Raw genomic sequence first — 24111 nt, forward strand, 5'->3', positions numbered from 1 at the left:
CTCTCCCTTAAGGTACGAGGTAGCAGCCCTTTCGGTTTCCTCAAAATGACCCCTGCTCACAGCTGCGGCAATAGCCTGAAACAAAACGCCCGCGCAGAAGGCTGCGCGGGCGGGGCTGTACAGTGGGTCGAGGCCGGCCCGAAGGTCAGGCGTCAGGGGCCTCCACCGGGGTCTCGGCGGTCTTGCTGCCCTCGGGAATGGCAGCCGCGTCCTCCACCGAGGGGCGCAGGCGGCGCAGCAGGACCGAGTTGCCGTCGGCCATCACCATCCGCACGTGGCGGCGGCGCATCTGGCGGGGCTCAGCCACCCCGACGGAATGGGCGATCATCTCCACCTCGCCGACGATGCCGCGGGCGTAGTTGGCGACACCCTTGTACTTCTTCTGCACCACCAGCCCGCGCTGCAGGTGCGGGTCATGGGTGGTGATCCCCGTGGGGCAGGTGTTCTTGTTGCACTTCAGCGCCTGGATGCAGCCCATGGAGAACATGAAGCCCCGCGCCGAGACGACGAAATCGGCGCCCGCGCAGATGGCGAAGGCTACGTCGGCCGGGTTCACCAGCTTGCCGCTGGCGATGATGCGGATCCGGTCATGCAGGCCGAAGCGGTCGCGCATGTCCGTCATCCGCAGCAGCGCCTCGCGCAGGGGCATGCCCACCAGGTCCATCAGCGGCATGGGCGCGGCGCCGGTGCCCCCTTCGCCGCCATCGACGGTGATGAAATCGGGCGCCGCCTCGGGACCGCGCGCGACGATCATCTCGAACAGCTCCTCATAGGCGTCCGAGGAGCCGATCACGGTCTTGAAGCCCACGGGCTTGCCCGTCACCTCGCGGATGTGGGCGATCATGTCCAGCAGGTCGCCGAAATCGTCGATTTCCTTGTGCCGGTTCGGGCTGATCGCGGGTTTGCCCATGGGCACGCCGCGGATCTGGGCCACCTCCTCGTCGATCTTGGCGGCGGGCAGGATGCCGCCCTTGCCGGGCTTGGCGCCCTGCGCCAGCTTCAGCTCGAACATCTTCACCTGCGGCTTCGCGGCCACCTCACGCAGCTTGTCGTCACTGAGGTTGCCGTCATGGTCGCGCACACCGAACTTGGCCGTGCCGATCTGGTAGACGAGGTCACAGCCCCCTTCCAGGTGGTAGGGCGACAGGCCCCCTTCCCCGGTGTTCAGCCAGATGTTCGCCTTCTTCGCGCCCTTCGACAGCGCCTCGATCGCCGGGCGTGACATGGCACCGTAGGACATGCCGGAGATGTTGAAGATCGACGGCGCGTTGTAAGGGTGGCGGGCGTGGGGACCGATCACCATCGGCTTGGTCGCGGCGAACTGGTCATCCAGCGGCGGGAAGACCGCGTTGACGAAGATCGGCGTGCCGGGGATCGACAGGTTCCGGGTCGACCCGAAAGCCAGCGTGTTACTCAGCCCCTTGGCTGAATGGTACACCCAGTCGCGCTGCGCCCGGTTGAAGGGCATCTCCTCGCGGTCCATGGCGAAGAAGTACTGGCGGAAGAACTCCCCCAGCTTGGTGAACATGCCGCGGAAGCGCCCGATAACGGGATAGTTGCGGCGAATGGCATCCTCGCGCTGGCTCAGGTCCAGCAGGAACATGACGACCACGGCCAGCATCGCCAGGCCGATCGCCATGACGAAGATGAAAACCAGCCACTCGACGAAGGGGGCGATGAAATCCATTTGGGGCGGCTCCTGGGTGCTGCGCTTGCCTTTGGCCGCACCTTGCCCAGAACCCGGCCCACCCTGCAACCGGACAAGCGCCGCGCAAACCCGGTTCCCGCCAGGCGCACCCCGCGCCGCCGCAGGGTTCAGCCTGCAGGGGTCTCGCGGGCACCGAAGATGGCCGATCCGACCCGGACATGAGTCGCCCCGAAGGAAATCGCCTTCTCGAAATCGCCGGACATGCCCATCGACAGGCCGGTCAGCCCGTTACGCTCGGCGATCTTGGCCAGCAGGGCGAAATGCAGGCTCGCCTCTTCCTCGACGGGAGGGATGCACATCAGCCCCTCGACCGGCAGCGACAGGTCCCGGCATTCCTTGACGAAGGCATCGGCCTCCCCCGGCAGGATCCCGGCCTTCTGCGGCTCCTCGCCGGTGTTCACCTGCAGGAACAGACGCGGGCAGGCGCCGGTCTCATCCGCGATGCGGGCAATGGCATGGGCGATCTTCGGGCGATCAACGGAATGGATGTACTGCGCCAGCTCCATCGCCTGGCGCACCTTGTTGGATTGCAGCGGCCCGATGATGTGCAGCTCGATCCCGTCATAGGCCTCACGGAAGCCGGGCCATTTGCCCGCCGCCTCCTGCACCCGGTTCTCACCGAAAACGCGGTGGCCCTCGTCCAGCACGGCACGCACCCGGTCGTCGGGCTGCACCTTGGACACGGCGATCAGCGTCACCTCGGAGGCGTCGCGCCCGGCCTCGTCACAGGCCTTGGCGATGCGGGTGCGGATCTCTGACAGCGACATGGGGGCCTCCTGGCGGGTCGTTCGGAATTGCCGGCATAGGAACACCAGCGCGCGACAAAAGAAAAGACCCCCGCCGTGGCGAGGGCCCGAAAGCAAGAAGGGCGAGCCGAAGCTCGCCCTTCTCCTTCAGATAGACCGTAGGGTCTATTAGAAGGACATGATCACGCCGAAGTCGGCAGCGGTCTTGTCGTTGACGGAACCCACGCCGCCTTTGACAACCAGGCCGGAGCCCAGGTCGTAGGCTGCGTCGATGCCGTAGGCTGCGTCGTCTGCGGTCGAGTTGTCGGCCCACACGGCGGTCACGGTCAGGTCACCGGCGGTGTAGGAACCGGCCAGGCCGTAGCCTTCTTCGGTGTCGAAGCCATCGGGGTCCATGTTGACGTAGAAGGCGTCAACACCGAAGGCGCCGAAGGAGTAGCCCAGGTTCAGCCAGGTGGTAGCGCCGTCGATGCCAGTGTTCTGGACATCGTTAACTTCTTCGTAGGCGATGCCGAAGGTGAAGGCGTCAACTGCGCCGGCGAACGAAACGCCCCAGTCGTCGTCTTCGTTGGCAGCAGCCACGAAGGTGTAGTCGCCGAAGGCGTACTCAACGGAGACCGATGCGTCGGCTTTGACGCCGTACTGGGTGCCACCCACGGTGACCTTCTCGGCCACATCGTCGACACCGATGCCGTCGAAGCCGATGTCGGGCAGACCGAAGGGATCGGACACGCCGTCCAGGTTACCCATGCGCAGGGTCAGGCCACCGGAGGAGATGTAGGTCTCGGGGTCCAGAGCAGCGTTGTCGTTTTTGGCCGAGCCATCGGAATCGGTGGCGTCCAGGTCGATCGACGCGCCGAACTCGATGCCGGAGTCGGTGGTGCCGGAGGCGTTGATGCCGAAGTCGAGTTCGGTGTAGGTGTAGGTTTCGCCGCCTGCGCGGTCTTCCAGATACTTCACACCCATGTTGGCGCCACCGGAAACGGTGATGTCAGCTGCGGCGTAGCCTGCGGTTGCGACCAGGGCGGTCGTCGCAAAGAGAATCTTTTTCATGGTGTTTCCCTCGGTTTCTCAGTCTGCCCCAAAACGGAGAATCCGCATTGGGTATGCCAAGGTCTTTCGCTCTTTTTGCCGTCTCTTTGCAAGAACACCGAATGGCGACCGGATAACCACGTCGGGGATTGGTGCAACTCTGCCACAGTGGCAACCGACAGCGCATGTCAGACGCCGGAATTCTGCGCGGGCACGCCTTTTACGGTCCTGCGCCCGTCGCGCGGGCGCGCGCGTGCATCTTCCTTCAGCAGGGGCAGGCCCACGCGGGAAAAATGCCGCGTCTTAAAGGTTCTTGCTCATGAAGGACGGCTTCGGTAGATCGGGAGGGACCAATCACAACGGGGCCGAAGCATGATCTCTTCTCGCGCAATCCGAACCGTGGCTCGCGCTGCGGCCGTGACCGGCCTGCTGGCAGTGGCCGCCTGTGGCAACAACCCCGATCCCGGGCCGACGCCGCAGCAGCAGCTGGAGCAGCGCGAAACGATCTGGGACCTGTTCAACCAGCGCGACGACGGCACCAAGGTCGCGGTGAACCGCTACCTGTGGAACGCCTCGCTAGAAGTGCTGAACTTCCTGCCCGTCGAACAGATCGACCCCTTCACCGGCGTCATCACCTTCGGCTACGGCACGCCTCCGGGCGGCGGCCGCGCCTACCGCGCCACCGTCTACATCTCCGACCCGGCGCTGGAGGCCCGCTCCCTGAACGTGTCGATCCAGACCCGTGGCGGCAGCCCGGTCGCGGAAGGCACCCAGCGGGCGGTCGAGGATGCGATCCTGACCCGCGCCCGCCAGCTGCGCGTGAGCGACCGCCGGTTCTGAGACCCGGCACCGGACCTGACAGACAGCAAGGGGCGGGCCCGTCGGGCGCCGCCCCTTTTGCTTTCCTGGGGCAAGCACCGCAGGCCTGTCGCCCCTACTCCGGCAGAGGCGGGGCCGGCATCGCGGCCAGCCGCTCCACCCAATCGATCTGCCGCGGCAGGCAGATTCGACCCAGGTCATAGTTTTCCAGGATATGCGCCCGCGCCGCCCGGCCCAGCCTCTCGCGCGCCGCCCGGTCATCCAGCAACGCACAGATCTCCGCCGTCAGCGCGTCGGGATCGAAGAAATCCACCAGCCGCCCGGTCCTGTCCTGCTCGATCACCTCGCGGACCGGCGCGGTGTCGCTGGCCACGATCGCCGCCTCGGTCGCCATCGCCTCCAGCAGGGACCAGGACAGGACGAAGGGATAGGTCAGGTAGACGTGCAGCCGGCTGAGCCGCAGCATGTCGAGGAACCGCGCATAGGGAATGCGGCCCAGGAAATGCACCCTCGCCCAATCCTCGTCCGGGATGCGGTCCCGCACCTCGTCGATGAAGATCTGCTTCCAGGTTTTGCCCTCGGGCGGCTTCGCCCCGTAGGAGGTGCCGTCGCCCCCGGTGATCAGCACCTGGGCCTTGGGTCGCGCCCGCAGCAGCTCGGGCAGGGCCCGCATGAAGATGTGATACCCACGATAGGGTTCGAGGTTGCGATTGACGAAGGTGATAACCTCGTCGTCCCGGGTCAGGACGCGCCCGCCCTCCTCCAGCTCGAACCGCACCTCCGGGTCGGGTTTCACCTGGCCGGTGTCGATGCCGTCGTGAATGACCGAGATCTCGGGCCGAAAGGTGGCGGGGAAGGTATCCGCCTGGAACCGGGTGGGCGAAATCCCGGCCTGCGCCATGTCGAAGTGCAGGTGGTTGTTGAGGTTCTTCATCCGGATGCGCAGCGGCTCGATCGCCTCGTCGCGGCCGCGGAATTCCGGGTCGAAGTTCAGATGCGGGTAGCCCGCCAGGTGGTAGAGCTCGCAATAGATGCCCATCCGGGCGCGCGGCCATACATCGCGCAGGAACAGCGACTCGCCCCAGCCATGGTGGGCGATGATGACATCGGGCTGATAGCCCTGCTCGCGCAGGCGCCGGGCGGCATGGAAACAGGCCTCCGCGCGGGTCACCTTGCTGTCCATGTCCACCAGCCAGGGATGCAACTGCTGCCCGCCCTTGCGCTGGATGGTGTAGGGCAGCACCCGCACCCCGCGCCATGTGGCCGGTTCCTTCACCCGCAGGGTCAGCGCGGTCACCGAATGGCCCCGCGCCGCCAGCGCCACGGCGAGGTGTTTGAACTGGCCGGGAAAGTTCTGGTGAATGAAAAGGATGTTCAAATGGCTTACTCCGGAAACTGTGCCAGTGAACCACGCGCTGCCGGCCTTGAAAAGCCGTGGCCGCGGCCCCTTTGCGCAAAGGGCTGGACCCTGCGCGCCCCGCGCAATATCAACCGCGCCAAACCCCGAGACCTATGACCGATCACCGCCAGACCACCAAAGGGCCAGACATGTCGCGCTATTCCGCCGCCGAGATCGAACCGAAATGGCAGAAGGCCTGGGACGACGCCCAGGTGTTCCGCGCCACCCGCGACGGCGACAAGCCGAAGTACTACGTGCTGGAGATGTTCCCCTACCCCTCGGGCCGCATCCACATCGGCCACGTGCGCAACTACACGATGGGCGACGTGATCGCGCGCTACAAGATGTCAACGGGGCACAACGTGCTGCACCCCATGGGTTTCGACGCCTTCGGGATGCCGGCGGAGAACGCCGCCATGGCGTCGGGCGGCCACCCCAAGGACTGGACCTACGGCAACATCGAAACGATGGTCGAACAGATGAAGCCCCTGGGCTTCGGCCTCGACTGGTCGCGCATGTTCGCCACCTGCGATCCGGAGTATTACGGTCAGCAGCAGTCGATGTTCCTCGACTTCATGGAAAAGGGCCTGGTCTACCGCAAGAACGCGGTGGTGAACTGGGATCCGGTCGACATGACCGTGCTGGCCAACGAACAGGTCGAGGACGGCCGCGGCTGGCGCTCCGGCGCGCTGGTGGAACGGCGCGAACTGACCCAGTGGTTCTTCAAGATCTCCGATTTCTCGGATGAGCTGCTGACCGCGCTGGACGGTCTCGACGACTGGCCCGCCAAGGTGAAGACGATGCAGGCCAACTGGATCGGCAAGTCGCGCGGGTTGCAGTTCTGCTGGGATCTGACCGCGCCCGCCGAAGGGTTCGAGCAGATCGAGGTCTACACCACGCGCCCCGACACCCTGATGGGCGCCAGCTTCGTCGGCATTTCGCCCGACCACCCGCTGGCCAAGGCGCTGGAAGCCAAGGATCCCAAGGTCGCGGCCTTCTGCGCCGAGGCGCGCAAGGGCGGCACCACCGAAGAGGCCATCGAGACCGGCGAGAAGCTGGGCTTCGACACCGGACTGACCGTGACCCATCCCCTTGATCCGGGTTGGAAACTGCCGGTCTGGATCGCCAACTTCATCCTCATGGACTACGGCACCGGCGCCATCTTCGGCGTGCCGGCCCATGACGAGCGCGACCATGAGTTCGCCAGCAAGTACGATCTGCCGATCACCCCGGTGTTCGAACCGGTCGAGGGCGACTATCCCGCCAAGGGCGCCTATGTGCCGCCGAAGCCCGACAAGGTGCGTTTCATCCGCAAGGTCGCGGGCGAGGACATCATGACCGGCAACGAGGCGATCGACGCCACGGTCGAGTTCTGCGAGGCCAAGGGCATCGGCCAGGGTGTGACCAAGTTCCGCCTGCGAGACTGGGGCCTGTCGCGGCAGCGCTACTGGGGCTGCCCGATCCCGGTCGTCCATTGCGACGCCTGCGGTGTGGTGCCCGAGAAGAAAGAGAACCTGCCGATCGAACTGCCCTACGACGAGGGCGGCAAGCCGATCGATTTCTCCATCCCCGGCAACCCGCTGGACCGGCATCCGACCTGGCGTGACTGCGCCTGCCCGGCCTGCGGGGCTCCGGCGAAACGCGAAACGGACACGATGGACACCTTCGTCGATTCGTCGTGGTATTTCGCCCGCTTCACCGCGCCACGCGCCACCACGCCAACGGACATGGCCGAGGCCGAATACTGGATGAACGTCGACCAGTACATCGGCGGCATCGAACACGCGATCCTGCACCTGCTCTACTCGCGCTTCTTCGCCCGGGCGATGAACATCTGCGGCCACCTGCCGGAGAAGTCGAAAGAGCCGTTCAACGCGCTCTTCACGCAAGGGATGGTAACCCACGCGATCTATAGAACTATCAAAGACGAGCGGCCGATATACCACTACCCTGAAGACGTCACATTATTCTCGCTGGATGGAAAACAGTTTGCTGTCCTGAATACCGTGTTGGAAAGTCTCAGTTCAAATAGCTTGGTCGATACGTCCGACGCTGCCAGCATGTGGATTCGCCATCAAGGCCTCCAGCTTCATGAGAAGGTCGAAATCATCCCCTCGGCCAAGATGTCCAAGTCGAAGAACAATGTCGTCGACCCGGTGGCGATCATTGGCCAGTACGGTGCCGATACCGCGCGCTGGTTCGTGCTGTCCGACAGCCCGCCGGAACGCGACGTGGAATGGACCGCTGCGGGCGCCGAGGCGGCCAGCAAACACCTGGCGCGTGTCTGGCGCCTGGCGGCAGAGCTGGACGAAACCGCCGCAGGGACCGAGGCCGAAGACACCGCGCTTCTGCGCGAGATGCACAAGGCCATCCGCGACGTGACCCTGGGCGTCGAAAGCTTCGGCTTCAACGCCTCCATCGCGAAACTCTACGGCTTCACCAACACGATCCAGAAATCCAAGGCCTCCGGCGCGGCGAAGAAACAGGCGGTGCTGACCCTGGCACAGCTGATGTCGCCCATGACGCCGCATCTGGCGGAGGAGATCTGGTCGACCCTGGGCGGCGAGGGCCTGATCGCAAACGCCCCCTGGCCCGTCGCGGACGAGGCGATGCTGGTCGAGGATACCGTCACCCTGCCCATCCAGGTCAACGGCAAGCGCCGGGGCGAGATCACCGTGCCCAAGGACATGGACAAGGCAGAGGTTGAAAAGCTGGCCCTGGCCAGCGATGGTGTCGTCAGGTCGCTGGACGGGGCCCAGCCCAAGAAGGTCATCGTCGTCCCCGGGCGGATCGTGAATGTCGTTGTCTAAAAGCAGCCTCGCGCGGCGCAACGTGCTGAAATCCCTCGCCGGTATCGGGCTGGCGGGGCTGGCCGCCTGCGGCTTTTCCCCGGCCTATGCGCCGGGCGGCGCCGCCTCGCGCCTGCACGGCCGCACCCTTCTGCCCGACCCCAACTCCGAGGAAAGCTACCTGCTCATCCGGGAGCTGGAACAGCGCCTTGGCCGGGCCGGTTCGGTGGACTACGCGCTGGAGCTGACCCTGCGGATCTCCGAAAGCCGGCTCGCGGTGAACGCGGCCAACGACACCACGCGGTTCCGCGTCTCGGGCGATCTTGATTACAAGCTGCGCGATGCCTCCGGTGCCCTGCTGACCGAGGGCCAGGTGACCAACTTCACCGGCTATTCCGCCACCGGCTCCACCGTCGCGACACAGGCGGCAGGCCGTGCCGCACGGGCGCGCATCGTCACCATGCTGGCCGATCTGCTGATGTCCCGGCTGATCGCCGAGCTGCCCGCCCCGGCCACCGCCGAGACATGAAGCTCGCCTCGCGCGACATCGCCCGCTACGCGGCCAAGCCCGAGGCGGACAAGACCGGCGTGCTGCTCTACGGGCCGGATGCCATGCGCATCGCCCTGCGCCGGCAGGAGATGATCGCAGCCCTCGTCGGCCCCCAGGGCGACGAGGAAATGCGCCTGACCCGGATGCAGGGGGCAGAGCTGCGCCGCGACACCGCCCAGCTGGTCGATGCGATGAAGGCGCAAAGCTTCTTCCCCGGCCCGCGCGTCGTCTTCGTCGAGGGGGCGAATGAAAACGCGGCCACGGCGATCCTCGCGGCGCTGGAGGAATGGCAGCCAGGCGATGCCCAACTCATCATCACCGCAGGGCAGCTGAAACCCACCTCGAAGATCCGCAAGGCGTTTGAGGGGCACCGCAACGCCTATGCCTGCGGGATCTACGACGACCCGCCCTCCCGCGAGGAGATCGAGGCGACGCTGCAGAAGGCGGGCCTGCGCAACGTGCCACAGGAGGCCCTGCGCGACCTGACCAACCTGGCGCTGGCGCTGGATCCCGGCGACTTCCGCCAGACCGTCGACAAGATCGCGCTCTACAAGTTCGGCGACGACACGCCCCTGACGGGCGAGGACATCGCCGCCTGCGCCCCGGCCTCCAGCGAGGCGGAGCTGGACGATGTGCTGCACGCCGTCGCCGAAAGTCGCGCCGGCGAGATTGGCCCGGTGATGCGCCAGCTGAAGGCCCAGGGCACCCAGCCTACGGGGCTGTGCATCGCCGCCCTGCGCCACTTCCGCACCCTCTACGCTGTCGCGGCCCATCCGGGCGGCCCGGGCGAGGGCATCGGCAAGCTGCGCCCACCGGTCTTCGGCCCCCGACGCGACCGGATCATGCGCCAGGCCGGATCCTGGGGCGCGCCGCGCCTGGAACAGGCGCTGTCGCTGATCATCGAGACGGATCTGACCCTGCGCTCTGCCGGGGCCACGGCGCCGGACATGGCGCTGGTCGAACGGATGCTGATCCGCCTGGCGATGCTGGGCCGCGCGCGCTAGGCCGCGCCACGTCACACTGGATTTCCGCCCGCCCCTGTGCCTGTGTGACGGCAGGAGGAGATCACCCATGTACACCCTTATCGGCGGCCCGCAGAACCGCACCTTTCGCGTCGTCTGGATGTTGGAGGAGCTTGGCCTGCCCTACCAGCGCCAATACGCCAAGCCCCATGAGCCGCAGGTGACCGAACATTCGCCCCTGGGCAAGCTGCCCGTGCTGGTCACCGAAGACGGCACGGCCCTGACCGATTCCGTCGCCATCCTGACCTGGCTGGCCGACAGCACGGGCCGCATGACCGCGCGCGCGGGCAGCCTTGAACGCGCCCGCCAGGACGGGCTTACCCAGCAGATCGTCGATGACATCGAGGGCCTTCTGTGGATGTCCACGCGGCACAGTTTCGTCCTGCCGGAGGACCAGCGCGTCCCCGCCATCAAGGACAGCCTGCGATGGGAATTCGCCCGCAACTGCGACCGGCTGGCCGAGCGCATGGTCGGCCCCTTCATCATGGGAGAGGAGATGACGGTGCCCGATATCCTGGCCACCCATTGCCTCGACTGGGCCCATGCGGCGAAGTTCGAGGTCTCCAGCGAGACCCTGCTGGCCTATCATGCCCGGATGCGGGCTCGCGAGGCCTACAGCAGCGCCGTGGCGTCGGAAAAATCCCTGGCCGCGCCCGCCACCGCCTGAGCTAGCGGCGCGCGTAACCTGCTGCCGCCTGCCCCGCAGCCAGACCTGTGGCCAGGCAGGCGGTCAGCAGATACCCCCCGGTCGGCGCGTCCCAGCCCAGCATCTCGCCCGCAGCAAAAACGCCCGGCCGCTCACGCAGCATCAACTGCGCGTCCAGCGCGCTCAGCCGCAGGCCCCCGGCGCTGGAAATCGCCCGCTCCATGCCCTGCGGCCCCGCCAGCGGCAGCGGCAGAGCCTTCAGCACGGCAGCCAGGCCGGCGGGATCCTTCGGCAGGGGCCGGGCCAGTTCCATCACCAGCGCGCGCTTGGCGGCGTCCAGCTTCATCCGGCGCAAGGCCTTGGTCCCGCTCTCGCCCTTGCGGCCCCTGGCCAGCCGCGCGGCCAGCGTTTCGGCGTCCAGATCCGGGAACAGGTCCAAGGTCAGCGCCGCGCCCTCGCGCAGCGCCGCCGACAGGGCATAGATCGCGCCGCCCTCGACGCCCGCGCGGGAAATCACGAACTCCCCCCGGCTGACCTGCCTGCCCGCCTGCAGCGCCACGGCCTTCACCGGCGCACCGAACTGCGGCGCCATGTGGTCCGACCAGCGGACGCGGAAGCCGCAGTTCGAGGGCACGAAGGGATCGACCGGCCCCAGCCATGCCGCCCAGGCGCCATCGGATCCCAGCCGCGGCCAGCTGGCCCCGCCAAGCGCCAGCACCGTGACCCCCGCCTCGATCCGGCGCGCGCCCTCGGGGGTATCGAACACCGCCGCGCCCTCCTCCCAGCCACGCCAGGTCCAGCGGGTGCGCAGGCTGACCCCCGCCCCATCCAGCCGCGCCAGCCAGGCGCGCAACAGCGGCGAGGCCTTCATCACCGTGGGAAAGACCCGGCCGGTGGAGCCGGTGAACAGATCCTGCCCCAGCCCCCGCGCCCAGGCAGCGACCTCATCGGGGCCAAAGACCTCCAGCATCGGGCGCAGCCACTCAGCACCCTCGCCATAGGCCGCGAGGAACCGCTCGAACGGCTCCGCCTTGGTCAGGTTCAGCCCCGACTTCCCGGCCATCAGAAACTTGCGCGCCACGCTGGGCATCCGGTCGACCACGACGACCGACAGCCCGGCGCCGGCCAGGGCCTCCGCCGCCATCAGCCCCGCCGGGCCCGCGCCGATCACCAGCGCCTCAACCGTCTCGCGTTCCGCGCTCATTCACCTATCCTTCGGGCATGACGGATGATCCCCTCTGCCCTCTCTGCATGCGCCCTATTCCGCCCCATGCGAAACAAAGCCTGCATCACCTGATCCCCCGCCTCAAAGGCGGCAAGGGCGGGCCGACCGTGCTGCTGCACCAGATCTGCCACAACGAGATCCACGCCACCCTGACCGAGGCCGAACTGGCCCGCGACTACCACACGCCGGAAGCGCTGCGCAGCCACCCGCGGCTGGCGAAATTCGCCGCCTGGGTCGCCAAACGCCCGCCCGACTTCCACTCGAAAACACCGGGCGGCAGGCGCAAACGCAAATAGTCTCATCCGACAGCCGGAAATACTCCGGGGCTGAGCGGCGTCTCGGAAATCCTCCGGAGGAGGATTTCAGCCGCGAAGGGGCGGAGCCCCCCTTGCCGCGTCACCCCTCGCACATCCGCTTGATCGCCTCGGCATGCTCGGGCGTGGCCCCCAGCGTATCGGCGGCCAGCACGCGGGCCTCGGCCACCGGATCGTCACAGATGCGGTCGATCAGCCCCCAGGCCAGCGCCTCGGGGGCCAGGATCTTCTGCCCGCCCATCAGGATCATCTTGGCCCGCGCAGCCCCGATCAGCGCCGCCATGCGCCCCGGGTCCGAGGGCTGCGGCAAGAAGCCCAGCTTCATCACCGGATAGAAGAACTTCGCCCCCGGCACCGCCAGGCGGATGTCGCAGGACAGGGCCATGCCCATGGCGCCCCCCGCAAGGGTGCCGTTCAGCGCCGCCACGGTCAGGCCCGGCTGCGCCGCGATGGCGCCCGACAGCCGTTCCCACAGGGGCGAGACGCCCAGGCCCGCGCGCGCCGCCTCCAGGTCCGCCCCGGCGGAGAAGACGCGGCCTTCGCCGGTCAGGATCATGGCGCGCGGGCGCACCGTCTCGAAGACCTCGATAAGGCTTTCCAGCATCCCCTCGGTCAGGGCATTGGCCTTGTCGGGCCGCGCCAGGGTGACCTTGTAAAGGCCGCCCTCCAGCTCCTCGGTGCGGATCATGCGCCGAGGCCCAGCTTGGCACGCAGACCCTCGTCGCGCAGCGACAGCTCCTCGCCCAGATGCGCGTCGGCCTCTGGGCCACACATCCACAGCAGGGCCTTGGCGGGCCATTCGGGGGGAATGTGATCTTCCCAGTTCAGCTGGCTGACGGCATTGACCCCCGAGGCCTTGATGTCGCGCTGCATCTGGGTGGCCACGGTACCCGGCGAGAGGCCCATGACGCGGATGCCGTGCCCGGCGTTCTCCAGGTGCGCCGCCTCAGTCAGCATGGCGGCGCCCGCCTTCGAGGTGCAATAGGCGCTCCAACCTTCCAGGGCGCGATGCGCGGCGCCCGACGACACGGTGATGATCGTGCCGCCGCCCGCGGCGATCATCACCGGCAGCACCGCGCGGAAGCCGTTGAAGACACCGCCGATATTGATGTCGATGACCTTCATCCAGGCCTCCGGGTCGGCCTCGGCCAGGGTGGTGACGGGTTTCAGGATGCCGGCGTTGTTGACCAGGATGTCAACGCGGCCGAAGGTGTCGGCCACGGCCTTCACCGCCTGCTCCACCTCCCAGTAGCGCGACACGTCACAGGGAATCGCCACCGCCTGGGGGCCGATCTCCCCCGCCAGGGCCGCGATCTCGTCTCCGCTGCGCGCCAGCAGCGCCACGTTGGCGCCCCGGGCGGCGAATTCCCGCGCAGTCGCGGCGCCGATCCCACGGCCCGCCCCGGTGATGATCGCGGTCTTTCCCGTCAGATCCGTCATGGCTGTCGTCCTTTCCCGGAGCGCCCGCGGCCCCGTCCCTGCTGATGCTTCGGACCAGAGCTATCGCCCGGACCGCCCCCCGTCCAGCACCGGTGCCAATCCGCCCGTTGACCCGGCGCGACAGCGCCGGCCCTTGCGCGCGCCGCCGCACGCTGACAAGACGCCGCAGACAGCGCCAGACGCTTGACCAAGGTCAGGGGTCACGCCACGCTGTGCCCCATACTTCGGAGGACCTTTTCATGACCCTTTCCCCTATTTTCCCCGTCTCTGTCCGCCCCGCGCGCTCCGTCCTGGCGACCCTCGTCGCCGGCACCTGCCTGGCCGGCCCCGCCTTCGCCCTGACCCCGGACGAGCTGTGGGAGCAGAACCGCGCCTATCTCGAAGCCAGCGGATACACCGTTGACGCCGACATCTCGCGCGATGGCGACGACCTGACGGTGGATGAGCTGCGGCTGACTGTGACCACCGAGATCGAGGACGGCGAGGATCTCTCCATGGTCCTCACCATGAGCGATATGACCTATGCAGCCCGTGGCGACGACGAGGTCGAGCTGGTGCTGCCTGCCTCGATGCCGATGACCTTGGAAGCCGACAGCGACGAAGGCCCGTTCAGCGTCGAGATGACCCTCACCGCCGAGGGCCTCAGCCAGCTCTTCTCGGGCACCCCCGGGGATGTCGCCGCCCGCTACGAGGCGGATGAGATCGGTGTGACCGTCGACAGCGTCACCGGCCCCGACGACGTGGTGCTGGAGGACATGTTCGCCGTCCTCATCAGCGGCGCCTCCGGTACCGCGCGCATCGCCTCCACCGACGGCTTCGACATCGAGCAGGCCTTCACCGCCGACATGATCAGCTATCGCTTCGACCTGATCGCCCCCGAGGAAAGCGGCGAGGAAGGCGAGGTGCATGCTACCGGCAGCTTCGCCGGCACCAGCTTCGGCGGCACGCTCTTCCTGCCCGCGGCAGAGGACGGCAAGCAGATGGACCCGGCCAGCATGCTGTCGAGCGGCATGCGCATGGACACCACCATGGCCCACACTGGCGGCGAGATGCAGATGTCGGGCAGCAGCGACGGTGAGGAGTTCAGCTTTGGCCAGACCAGCGCCGGCGGACAGCTGATCGCGCGCCTGGCCGACGAGGGTCTGCACTACGACGTCTCCGGCACCGACATCGCCATGCAGCTGCAATCGGACGATCTGCCCTTCCCGGTACAGCTGAGCCTTGCGGAGGCCGGTTTCGGCCTGACCATGCCGCTTGCCGCCAGCGAAGAGCCCAGCCCGCTGGGTCTGCGCATCACCCTGCGCGACGCCGTGGTACCCGAAGGCCTCTGGGCGATGGTCGATCCCACCGGCGCCCTGCCGCATGAGCCGCTGACCGTCGATGCCCGCCTCTCCGGCGCCGCACGGCTGTTCCACGACCTGACCGACGCCGAGGCACTGGAGGACATGGATCCCGGCGAGGCCCCGGGCGAGCTGACCTCGCTCAACCTCGACATGCTGGAGCTGAAGGCCGGCGGCGCCGCGCTGCAGGCTGAGGGCCAGTTCGACATCGACAACACGGTGCAATCGCAACTGAACCCCGACATGCCCAAGGCCACCGGCACGCTGGAGGTCACCGCGCAGGGCGTCATGGGCCTGATCCAGACCCTGGGCGAAATGGGCCTGATCCCCGCCGACCAGGCGATGATGGCTCCGATGATGGTCGGCATGTTCGCCCGCCAGGTGTCGGGTCCCGATGACCTGGCCTCGACGATCGAGATCACCGAGGACGAAAGCCTGCTGGTCAACGGCAACCCGATGACGCCGTAAGGCGGATCGGGCCCAGGCCCGCCAGACGAAGGAAGACGATGCCGCCCGGGCCGCCACCAGCGCCCGGGCGGTTGCCGTTCAGGGGTCCGGGACCTGTCGGCGGGCCCAGGCGCCTTGATCCGCGCCCCCCCAGGGTCTAGGTCAGTTGGAACCGTAACCCGGCCCATTTTCGGGGATTTCCATGAACGACCTGACCGCTCTCTCCCACGCCCTTCTGGATGCCGCCCGCAAGGCCGGCGCCGACGACGCCGACGTGGTCGCCCGCCAGGGCACCTCCGTGTCCATCGACATCCGGGGCGGTGCCCTGGAACAGGCGGAACGCGCCGAAGGGTTCGAGATCGGCCTGCGGGTTCTCCTGGGCAAGCGCCAGGCCTGCGTGTCGGGCTCCGACGCACGCCGCGAGGGGCTGGAGATGATGGCCGAACGCGCCGTCGCCATGGCCCGCGAGGCCCCCGAGGATCCCTGGATCGGCCTGGCGGAGCCGGGTCAGCTGTCGGCCCGCCGCGATGCCGAGGGTCTGGAGATGTACGACCCTGCCGGGGAACCCGACCCCGAGGCGCTGAAGGAGGCCGCGGTGCGCGCCGAGGCTGCGGCGCTGGCGGTCGAGGGGATCTCGCAGGTGTCCACCGCATCGGCGGCCTATGGCGAAAGCGACATCCGGATGCTGGCCAGCAACGGCTTCGAGGGCGGCTATCGCCGTTCCTCGCATTCGTTGGCCTGCGTCGCCATCGCCGGCGAAGGCGAGCGCATGGAGCGGGACCACGACAGCGATGGCCGCATCTTCGCCGCCGACATGCGCGACGCCGAGGAGATCGGCCGCCGCGCCGCCGAACGGGCGCTGGCCCGCCAGGGCGCCCGCGCGCCGAAAACCGGCGCCTACCCCGTGCTCTACGATGAACGGGTCGCCGCCAGCCTGATCGGCCACCTGATCGGCGCGGTGAACGGCCAGGCGGTCGCCCGAGGTTCCTCCTTCCTGCGCGACGCCCTGGGCGAAGCGGTGCTGCCCGACGCCCTGTCGCTGACCGAGGACCCGCTGCGCCCCCGCGGCGGCCAGTCCCGCCCCTTCGACGCCGAAGGCCTGGCCGTGGCGCCCCGCGACATCATCCACCAGGGCATGCTGACCGGCTTCACCGTCGATCTGGCCACGGCGCGCAAGCTGGGCGTGGCGCCCACGGGCAATGCCGCGCGCGGCCTCTCCGCCCCGCCCTCGCCCTCGACCTGGAACCTGGAACTGACACCCGGCGCCCAGACCCGCGAAGAGCTGATCGCCGAGATGGGCACCGGCCTGCTGGTGACCTCGCTCATCGGCTCGACCATCAACCCCAACACCGGGGATTACTCGCGCGGCGCTGCCGGTTTCTGGATCGAGAACGGCGAGATCCGCCACCCGGTCCACGAATGCACCATCGCCGGCAACCTGCGCGACATGCTGCGGGCCCTGCGGCCGGCCAACGACGCCCGGCCCTGGGCCTCGCTGCGGGTGCCCTCGCTGCTGGTCGAAGGAATGACCCTTGCCGGAAGCTGACCCCCGGGCGCACGCCCGTCATGCGCAGGACATGGCCCTGCTGGTCGCGGCGGCGCGCGAAGTGGGCGAGATCGCTCTGCGCTATGCGGCGAAGGGCGCGCAGAGCTGGGAGAAACCCGACGGACAGGGCCCGGTGACCGAGGCCGACCTGGCGGTGGATGCGGCCCTTCACGCGGCCCTCGGCGCCGCGCGGCCCGATTACGGCTGGCTGTCGGAGGAACGCCCCGACGATCCGGTGCGCCTCGGGCATGAGCGGGTCTTCATCATCGATCCCATCGACGGCACCCGCGCCTTCATGAAGGGGGACCAGGCCTGGGCGCATTCGCTGGCCGTGGCCGAGGGTGGTCGCGTCACCGCGGCGGTGGTCTTCCTGCCGGCCATGGACAAGCTCTATGCCGCCGCCCGGGGCCAGGGGGCCACGCTGAACGGCGCGGCGATCCGCGCCACCACCACCTCCAGCCTCACCGGCGCCCGCTTGCTGGCGGCAAAACCCAACTACGCGCCGGAAAATTGGTCCGGCCCGGTGCCCGACGTGTCCCGCCACTACCGCCCCTCGCTGGCCTATCGCCTGTCGCTGGTGGCCGAGGGTCGCTTCGACGCGATGATGACCCTGCGCCCGTCCTGGGAATGGGACATCGCGGCGGGCAGCCTGATCGTGGAAGAGGCCGGCGCCACCGCCTGCGACCGCAGCGGCGGCCCCCTCGTCTTCAACCGCGACCGCCCGCTGCTCGACGGGGTGATCGCCGCCTCCGTCGGGCTGCAGGATCAGATCCTGTCGCGCCTCGCTCCCGACGCCCCGCGCGATCCGCTGCCACCCCTGCGCGACTGACGCCCGGGGCCGCCGGGTGCCACGCCCGGCCCGAGGCACCCCACCCCTGTCTTCACGTCGTCAAAAATACTCCGGGGGGAATTGAGCCGAAGGCTCAAGGGGGGCAGAGCCCCCACCCTGCGACCTCTACCCCGCCAGCACCCGGTCCAGCGCCGCGTCCAACGGGGTCGCATCCTGCAGCGACAGCCGCACCGGCAGGGTCAGCACCTTCTGGCGGTATTCCTGCGGCAGGCGCACAGCATCCTTTTCGGTGGTCACCAGCTGCGCCCCATGGGCCGCCGCGTCCCGCTCAAGCCGCGCCAGCAGCGCAGGCGTCAGCGGCTGGTGATCCGACAGGCCCTCGCCGTGGATGACCTGCGCGCCCAGCCCCCGCAGGGTGGCAAAGAACTTCTCCGGGTGACCGATGCCGGCAAAGGCGAAGACCGGCATGTCCTGCCAGTCCATCCCCGTGGGCAGCGGCGCCAATTCACCGCGCAGATGCGCGACGCCGCCGGGCAGCGGGCCGGGATCGAATTGCGCCTGGGCGGCCTCCGGGCCGATGGACAACAGCAGGTCGGCCCGCGCCAGACCCGCCTCCACCGGCTCGCGCAGCGGCCCGGCGGGCAGGCAGAGCCCGTTGCCGAAGCCCTTCCAGGCATCCACCACCACCAGCGACAGCGCCTTGGCCAGCGCCGGATCCTGGAACCCGTCGTCCATCACGATCACATCGGCGCCGGCCGCCACGGCGGCGCGGGCCCCGGCCACCCGGTCGCGGGCGATCCAGCCCGGCGCAAAGGCCGAGAGCAACAGCGGCTCGTCCCCGGTCTCCTCCGCGCCATGGCGGCGCGGGTCGACCTGCACCGGCCCCTCCAGCGATCCGCCGTAGCCGCGCGACAGGAAATGCGGGGTCAGTCCCCGCGCCGTCAGCCGCATCAGCAACGCGATGGCCGTGGGCGTCTTGCCGGTGCCACCCGCGTTCAGGTTGCCGACGCAGATTACTGGCACGCCCGGATCGACCGGCGCGCGGGCGGCCAACCGCCGGGCGCTGGCAGCAGCGTAAAGCGCCCCAAGAGGCCGCAACAGGGTGGCGGCAACGCCCGGCGGGCGGAACCAGAAGGATGGTGCCTGCATCAGCCCTGCCTCTCGTCGATCTGCTCGGTCACCCAGGCACAGACCCGGTCGGTCATCTCCGCCCCCGCGGTCGCCGCGTCCCAGGCCGCCATCGCCATGGTCGCCGCCTGGTCCGGCGCCAGCATCCGCGACAGCCCCTGCGCCAGGCTGTCCGCGTCACGAATGAGCCGCGCTGCCCCCGCCTGGGCCAGCTTCGTATAGGCTGGCAGGTGATGCGCCACGAAGGGCCCGTAAAGCACGGCAGAGCCGAGCGCCGCCGGCTCGAACGGGTCATGTCCCTTCATCCCGCGGCGCAGCGATCCGGCCATCAGCGTCACCGGCGACAGCCGATACCACAGCCCCATCTCGCCGCGCGTGTCGGCCAGCAGGACCTGGGTTTCATCCCGGGGCAGATCCCCGTCGGACCAGCTGATGTACCGCCAGCCCTCGGTCTTCAGCACCTCGGTGTAGGCCTCGGCCTCCTCCGGGTCGTCGGGGACCAGCACCAGCAGCAGCCGGTGCGCCAGGCGCGAGGCCCGGCGATGCGCGTCCAGCACGGTGGCCAGTTCCTCGCGGTGCACCATGGCCGCCAGCCAGATCGGCCGCCCGGCCAGTTCGGCGGCCAGCTCATCCCGCGTCTCGTCGTTGCAAGGCAGAGCCATGCCCGCCTCCTGCAGGGCGCCGCTGATCTCGATCCGGCCGGGGTCGACCCCCAGCCGTTGCAGGCGCCGCGCCGCATTGGCCGAACTGGCGCACAGGACCGAGAACCGTTCCAGCATGCGCCGCGTCTGGCTGGGCCGAAGGCTGAACCGCGGTTCGTTGAAGGCATCCTCCTCGGCCTCGGCCAGCATCATCGGGATGCTGGCCCGCCGCGCCTGAGCCAGCAGCGGCGGACGCAGGTCGCCGGTCAGCCAGACCAGCATGTCGGGGTGCCAATGGGAGAAGAAGGCTTGGAGGGAACTTCCGTCCTCCTCCGGCGCCGGGAGGGTGATCAGCGCCGGATCGTCGATCGGCGTCAGCCGGTCGCTTTCGCCCAGGGTCAGAAGGACCGACAGGTCGTCCTCCTGGCTGATCAGGCGGCGCGCCAGCTCCTCGGCCGACTTGCGGCGCGCGGCGCGCGGGCAGTGGATCCACAGGACCACGCCCTCGGGCCGCGGCGGCAGATCCGCCCCGGCCTGGGCGCCACGCCGGGTCAGCGCCCTGTAGGCCGCCAGTCCGACAGGACGCACCATCAGGGATTAATGACCCAGTTCCTCGGTGGGCGAGGCTTCAAGCTCCTCGTCGCGCAGCCGATGGATGTGGGCGATGTAATAGCGCATGTGGGCGTTATCGACGGTCTTCTGGGCCTCCGCCTTCCAGGCGTCGTAGGCCTCTGCATAGGAGGGGTACATGCCGACGATGTGCAGGTCGTCGATATCTTTGAAGACGTTCTTCGACGGATCGACGAGTTCGCCACCGAAGACGAGGTGAAGGCGCTGCGCCATGGGCCATTCCTTTCCAGATGCTTCAGTGCGTGGTTTGCGCCGATTGTCTCCACGGGTCAAGCCCGCCCGGTACACAAAGGCATACCATCGCCGCAAGCGCGTAGCCGGCCCGCGGCGACAGGAAGGACGTCACGAAAGACGTCCGGGAGGTCAGACCAGCCCTTCGGCCTTGAATAGCGCCGCCAGGTCCTTCTCGGGACGGGCGCCGTAGTGCGAGATCACCTCGGCGGCAGCCACGCAGCCCATCTTGCCCGAGGTCGCCAGATCGGCGCCGGTGGCCAGCCCGTAGAGGAAGCCCGCGGCGAAGAGATCGCCCGCGCCGGTGGCATCGACCGGGGTCACGGTCTTCACCGGCACGATGGCCTCTTCGTCGCCGCGCACGATGACCACGTCGTGGCCCGAACGGGTGCAGACGATCAGACCCGATTCGGCAGCGGCCGTTTCCAGCGCCGCGCCCAAGTCGTCGGTTTCATAGAGGGATTTCCACTCGTGCTCATTGCCGATCACGTAGTCCAGTTCCTTGACCAGCTTGCGGAAATCCTCGCGGTGGCGATCGACGCAGAAGGGGTCGGACAGGGCGATGCCGGCCATGCCACCGGCGGCCCGGGTCAGGCGTGCGGCGGTCTCGAAGGCCTGCTTGCCCTTGGGCTTGTCGTAGAGATAGCCCTCCAGGAACAGGATCTTGGCGTTCTGGCAGACGCTGTCGGGCACGTCGTCCGGGCCCACCTCGGAGGAGATGCCGAGATAGGTGTTCATCGACCGCTCGCCATCGGGGGAGACGAAGATCATGCAGCGCGAGCTGGGCAGCTCGGCATCGCTGAAGGGATCGTTGGGGAAATCGGTGCCGCCGTCGCGGGTCTTGGCGGCGTATTCACGGCCGACCTCGTCATCGCGCACCTTGCCGATGAAGGCGGTCTTCAGCCCCATGTTGGCGACGCCCGCCACGGTGTTGGCGACCGAGCCGCCCGGGATCTGGTGGCGTTCGCCCATCTCTCCGTAAAGGAACTCGGACCGTTCCTGTTCGATCAGCTGCATGATGCCCTTCTCGATGCCCATCCGGTCCAGGAAGGCGTCGTCGCTTTGCGTCAGAACATCCATCACGGCATTGCCGATGCCGATCACGTCATATTTGGTCATAGAACCTTTTCCTCGAATTCGCAGAGATCCCGGATCAGGCAGGTACCGCACTTGGGTTTACGGGCCGTGCACACGTAGCGGCCATGCAGGATCATCCAGTGATGCGCATGCAGCTGGAAATCCACCGGGATGTTATCTTCTATCGCCCGCTCCACGGCGACCACGTCCTTTCCGGGCGCGATGCCTGCACGGTTGCCAAGACGGAAGATGTGGGTATCGACCGCCTGCGCGGGAAAGCCCCACCACATGTTCAGCACGACATTGGCGGTCTTGCGCCCCACCCCCGGCAGCGCCTGCAGCGCCGCGCGGGAATTGGGCACCTCGCCGCCGTACTCCTCGACAAGGATCTTCGCCATCTTGATGACGTTCCTGGCCTTGTTGCGGTAAAGGCCGATGGTCTTGATGTGCTCGATCAGGCCTTCCTCGCCAAGCGCCAGCATCTTCTGCGGCGTGTCGGCAATGGGAAACAGATCGCGTGTCGTCTTGTTGACGCCGGCATCGGTCGCCTGAGCCGAGAGGGCCACGGCAACCAGCAGCGTATAGGCGTTCACGTGATCGAGCTCGCCCTTCGGCTCCGGCTCGGCCGCCTGGAAGCGGTCGAAGATCTCACGCAGGATCGGATAGGGCAATTGACGGGCCATGGGCGCGTTTCTGCCCTGAATTCTCTCTGGCAACAAGGTATTTAACCCCCGGGAAAGGGCTCCTGCGCAAACTGTGCCCGGAGGCAGGCAGATGACCGATTCTCAGACAGAACAGGCCGGAGAAGGTTCCGGCACCGGCCCGATTTCCGGCCTTGGCCCCGGCTGCATGGTTTTGACCGTCGACGGCCAAATGCCGATCGAGTGGTTGGCGCCGGGCGACAGGATGATCACACGCGACCGCGGCGCGCAGCCGGTGCTGCATATCGCGCGGCTACGTCAGATGCCCGACGGCAGCGCCCTGCCGTCGCCGCTGACATTTCACCCCGGCGAACGCGGTCCCCAGGGCGAATTGCTGGAATCCCTGCGCGTCGCCCCGGGGCACCGCGCCCTGATCCGCCGACCGGAGGTGGAGACCCAGTTCCGCGCGAAGGAGGCACTGGCCCGCTTCTGCGACATCTCGCGCCGCAACCGCGCCCGCCCTGATCCGCGCATGGGCGGGCTGACCTATCACCTCATCATCATGGAACGGCATGAGATCATCTCGGCCGGCTCTCTGTGGGTCGAAAGCACGAACGCCCGCATGGCGGCACAGCTGGACCTGCCCCCGGCTGTGCGCCGCGCCACGCGGCTTTTCGACGAAGGTCAGGGGCCGGCGCGCCCCTGCCTGACGCGGGAGGAGGCGTTGACGCTGCGCCAGATCTGCCCGCCGGACCTGTCCCTGCTCGACCTGCTGGCCGCCTGACCGCGGCCGGCCCGGCTGCTGGCTGCGTGACGGTCCCGCGCCTGTCCCGCGCCGCGCCCGCAGCCTTTGCGCAGCTTCCGGGTCGCCAGACAGGGCGGGGGCACATATCTTCAGGTCCATGACACAGATCGCCCCCCTGTCCGCTGCCCAAACCTCCCTGCCCGACGCCGCGCCGGAGGATCGCTATCACTACGGCCTGATCCGCCGCGCAATCGAGGAGATCCGGGCAGCCGAGGCGCCCCTGTCACTGGAGGACCTTGCCACGCGCATGCAGATGAGCCCGGCGCATTTCCAGCGGGTCTTCTCTGCCTGGGCGGGCATCTCCCCCAAGCGTTACCAGCAATTCCTGGCCCTGACCCGGGCCCGCCCGCTGCTGACCGCCCGTGCCACCACCGAGGAAAGCGCAGCCGCGGCGGGCCTGTCGGGCACCGGGCGGCTGCATGATCTGGTGCTGCGATGGGAAGCGATGCGCCCTGGCGACGTGGCCCGCGGCGGCGCCGGTGTGGAAATCGCCTGGGACGAGCTGGCCACCCCCTATGGCCCAGCGGTGGTCATGGCGACCGAACGGGGCATCTGCGGCCTGGCCTTCACCGCCGAAACCGGGCGGGACGCCGCGCTGGCCGATCTAACCGCGCGTTGGCCCGCAGCGCAGTACCACCGCGACCCCGCGCGCATCCGCCCCCTGGCCGAGGCCGCTTTCGAAGGCGGCGCGGCACGACTGCACATCATGGGCGGGCCGTTCCAGATCAAGGTCTGGGAGGCCCTTCTGGCCATCCCGGAAGGACAGACGACCAGCTATTCCGATCTCGCCCGCAGCATCGACGCCCCCCGCGCCAGCCGGGCCGTCGGCACCGCCGTGGGCCGCAACCCGATCGCCTGGCTGATCCCCTGCCACCGCGTTCTGCGCAAGGACGGGGGCCTGGGTGGCTATCACTGGGGCACCGGGGTGAAAGAGGCCCTGCTGACCCGCGAGGCGCTGCGCCAGCCGCAGGCCGCAGACTGACACCCCCCGATCAGGTCCGATGCAGTCCTGCAACACTCCGTCTATCCTCGGTGAGAGCGGAAACCCGCCTGCCCCTGGCGCGTTGCCCATTGGGCGCTTTCGCAACATCGGCTATGCCGAGAGCATAAGGACGGCCCCCCGTATGGCCTACCGGAGGAAAGAG

Annotated in this window: 23 protein-coding genes; 11 read left to right on the forward strand and 12 right to left on the reverse strand. The window is 68.2% G+C overall.

Going from position 1 to position 24111, the window contains the following annotated elements; translation table 11 throughout:
* Positions 1-145: 145 nt before the first annotated feature.
* The 3 genes from CVM50_RS08140 to CVM50_RS08150 all read right to left on the reverse strand — a co-directional run bounded on the left by CVM50_RS08140 (position 146) and on the right by CVM50_RS08150 (position 3507).
* On the reverse strand, positions 146-1687 hold the full coding sequence (locus CVM50_RS08140; protein WP_085889702.1) for an FMN-binding glutamate synthase family protein: 1542 nt from the start codon (positions 1685-1687) through the stop codon (positions 146-148).
* 128 nt (positions 1688-1815) lie between these two features.
* Positions 1816-2475 (reverse strand): YggS family pyridoxal phosphate-dependent enzyme, encoded by a 660-nt coding sequence (locus CVM50_RS08145; protein WP_085889701.1) that lies wholly within the window; start codon positions 2473-2475, stop codon positions 1816-1818.
* A gap of 147 nt (positions 2476-2622) precedes the next feature.
* Complete coding sequence (locus tag CVM50_RS08150; RefSeq protein ID WP_085889700.1) at positions 2623-3507, reverse strand: porin; 885 nt, start codon at positions 3505-3507, stop codon at positions 2623-2625.
* 351 nt (positions 3508-3858) lie between these two features.
* Between CVM50_RS08150 and CVM50_RS08155 the strand changes: the two genes are divergently transcribed.
* Positions 3859-4326: a DUF3576 domain-containing protein gene (locus tag CVM50_RS08155; protein WP_085889699.1), complete on the forward strand. Its 468-nt coding sequence runs from the start codon at positions 3859-3861 to the stop codon at positions 4324-4326.
* A 94-nt stretch (positions 4327-4420) separates the two neighbouring features.
* Here the strand turns inward: CVM50_RS08155 and CVM50_RS08160 are convergent, their stop codons facing one another.
* Positions 4421-5683, reverse strand: coding sequence for a glycosyltransferase (locus CVM50_RS08160; RefSeq protein ID WP_085889698.1), 1263 nt, complete (start codon positions 5681-5683; stop codon positions 4421-4423).
* Between the two features lie 170 nt (positions 5684-5853).
* On the opposite strand from CVM50_RS08160, the gene leuS reads away from it, so the two are divergent.
* From leuS to CVM50_RS08180, 4 genes are all read left to right on the forward strand, one after another.
* A complete protein-coding gene (gene leuS, locus CVM50_RS08165; RefSeq protein WP_085889697.1) occupies positions 5854-8514 on the forward strand; it encodes a leucine--tRNA ligase in 2661 nt (886 codons plus the stop codon).
* The gene (lptE, locus tag CVM50_RS08170; protein ID WP_085889696.1) at positions 8501-9022 is read left to right on the forward strand and encodes an LPS assembly lipoprotein LptE; all 522 of its coding nucleotides are present in this window, start codon (positions 8501-8503) and stop codon (positions 9020-9022) included. The genes leuS and lptE overlap by 14 nt, the downstream gene beginning before the upstream one ends.
* Positions 9019-10047 (forward strand): DNA polymerase III subunit delta, encoded by a 1029-nt coding sequence (holA, locus tag CVM50_RS08175; RefSeq protein ID WP_085889695.1) that lies wholly within the window; start codon positions 9019-9021, stop codon positions 10045-10047. Before lptE ends, holA begins: the two co-directional genes overlap by 4 nt.
* A 67-nt stretch (positions 10048-10114) precedes the next feature.
* Positions 10115-10732 carry a glutathione S-transferase family protein gene (locus CVM50_RS08180; RefSeq protein ID WP_085889694.1) on the forward strand — a complete coding sequence of 206 codons (618 nt, stop codon included), beginning with the start codon at positions 10115-10117 and terminating at the stop codon, positions 10730-10732.
* A gap of 1 nt (position 10733) precedes the next feature.
* On the opposite strand, the gene CVM50_RS08185 is transcribed toward CVM50_RS08180, so the two are convergent.
* Positions 10734-11915 carry a TIGR03862 family flavoprotein gene (locus tag CVM50_RS08185; RefSeq protein WP_085889693.1) on the reverse strand — a complete coding sequence of 394 codons (1182 nt, stop codon included), beginning with the start codon at positions 11913-11915 and terminating at the stop codon, positions 10734-10736.
* Positions 11916-11962: 47 nt separating this feature from the next.
* On the opposite strand from CVM50_RS08185, the gene CVM50_RS08190 reads away from it, so the two are divergent.
* Positions 11963-12232, forward strand: coding sequence for an HNH endonuclease (locus CVM50_RS08190; RefSeq protein WP_408634054.1), 270 nt, complete (start codon positions 11963-11965; stop codon positions 12230-12232).
* A 100-nt stretch (positions 12233-12332) separates the two neighbouring features.
* On the opposite strand, the gene CVM50_RS08195 is transcribed toward CVM50_RS08190, so the two are convergent.
* Complete coding sequence (locus CVM50_RS08195) at positions 12333-12938, reverse strand: enoyl-CoA hydratase/isomerase family protein (protein WP_085889691.1); 606 nt, start codon at positions 12936-12938, stop codon at positions 12333-12335.
* The gene (locus CVM50_RS08200; RefSeq protein ID WP_085889690.1) at positions 12935-13690 is read right to left on the reverse strand and encodes an SDR family oxidoreductase; all 756 of its coding nucleotides are present in this window, start codon (positions 13688-13690) and stop codon (positions 12935-12937) included. Before CVM50_RS08200 ends, CVM50_RS08195 begins: the two co-directional genes overlap by 4 nt.
* Positions 13691-13929: 239 nt before the next feature.
* On the opposite strand from CVM50_RS08200, the gene CVM50_RS08205 reads away from it, so the two are divergent.
* From CVM50_RS08205 to CVM50_RS08215, 3 genes are all read left to right on the forward strand, one after another.
* Positions 13930-15498 carry a DUF2125 domain-containing protein gene (locus CVM50_RS08205; protein WP_100148464.1) on the forward strand — a complete coding sequence of 523 codons (1569 nt, stop codon included), beginning with the start codon at positions 13930-13932 and terminating at the stop codon, positions 15496-15498.
* Positions 15499-15679: 181 nt separating this feature from the next.
* Positions 15680-17023 (forward strand): TldD/PmbA family protein, encoded by a 1344-nt coding sequence (locus CVM50_RS08210; protein WP_085889688.1) that lies wholly within the window; start codon positions 15680-15682, stop codon positions 17021-17023.
* Between the two features lie 31 nt (positions 17024-17054).
* On the forward strand, positions 17055-17852 hold the full coding sequence (locus tag CVM50_RS08215) for a 3'(2'),5'-bisphosphate nucleotidase CysQ (RefSeq protein WP_085889720.1): 798 nt from the start codon (positions 17055-17057) through the stop codon (positions 17850-17852).
* A gap of 126 nt (positions 17853-17978) precedes the next feature.
* Here CVM50_RS08215 and lpxK read toward each other — a convergent pair whose 3' ends face one another.
* From lpxK to nth, 5 genes are all read right to left on the reverse strand, one after another.
* Positions 17979-18962 (reverse strand): tetraacyldisaccharide 4'-kinase, encoded by a 984-nt coding sequence (gene lpxK, locus CVM50_RS08220; protein WP_198431874.1) that lies wholly within the window; start codon positions 18960-18962, stop codon positions 17979-17981.
* A complete protein-coding gene (locus CVM50_RS08225) occupies positions 18962-20173 on the reverse strand; it encodes a 3-deoxy-D-manno-octulosonic acid transferase (protein ID WP_085889686.1) in 1212 nt (403 codons plus the stop codon). Before CVM50_RS08225 ends, lpxK begins: the two co-directional genes overlap by 1 nt.
* A gap of 6 nt (positions 20174-20179) precedes the next feature.
* A complete protein-coding gene (locus tag CVM50_RS08230; protein WP_085889685.1) occupies positions 20180-20425 on the reverse strand; it encodes a DUF4170 domain-containing protein in 246 nt (81 codons plus the stop codon).
* A 150-nt stretch (positions 20426-20575) separates the two neighbouring features.
* Positions 20576-21562, reverse strand: a complete 987-nt coding sequence (locus CVM50_RS08235) for an adenosine kinase (protein WP_085889684.1) — start codon at positions 21560-21562, stop codon at positions 20576-20578.
* Entirely contained in the window at positions 21559-22203 is a 645-nt protein-coding gene (gene nth / locus CVM50_RS08240; RefSeq protein ID WP_085889683.1) for an endonuclease III, read from the reverse strand. Before nth ends, CVM50_RS08235 begins: the two co-directional genes overlap by 4 nt.
* Before the next feature lie 91 nt (positions 22204-22294).
* On the opposite strand from nth, the gene CVM50_RS08245 reads away from it, so the two are divergent.
* Positions 22295-22945 (forward strand): Hint domain-containing protein, encoded by a 651-nt coding sequence (locus CVM50_RS08245; RefSeq protein WP_085889682.1) that lies wholly within the window; start codon positions 22295-22297, stop codon positions 22943-22945.
* 118 nt (positions 22946-23063) lie between these two features.
* The gene (locus CVM50_RS08250) at positions 23064-23948 is read left to right on the forward strand and encodes a methylated-DNA--[protein]-cysteine S-methyltransferase (protein ID WP_085889681.1); all 885 of its coding nucleotides are present in this window, start codon (positions 23064-23066) and stop codon (positions 23946-23948) included.
* Positions 23949-24111: the final 163 nt, after the last annotated feature.

Source organism: Pseudooceanicola marinus (assembly GCF_002786295.1).
GTDB classification, from domain to species: domain Bacteria; phylum Pseudomonadota; class Alphaproteobacteria; order Rhodobacterales; family Rhodobacteraceae; genus Pseudooceanicola; species Pseudooceanicola marinus.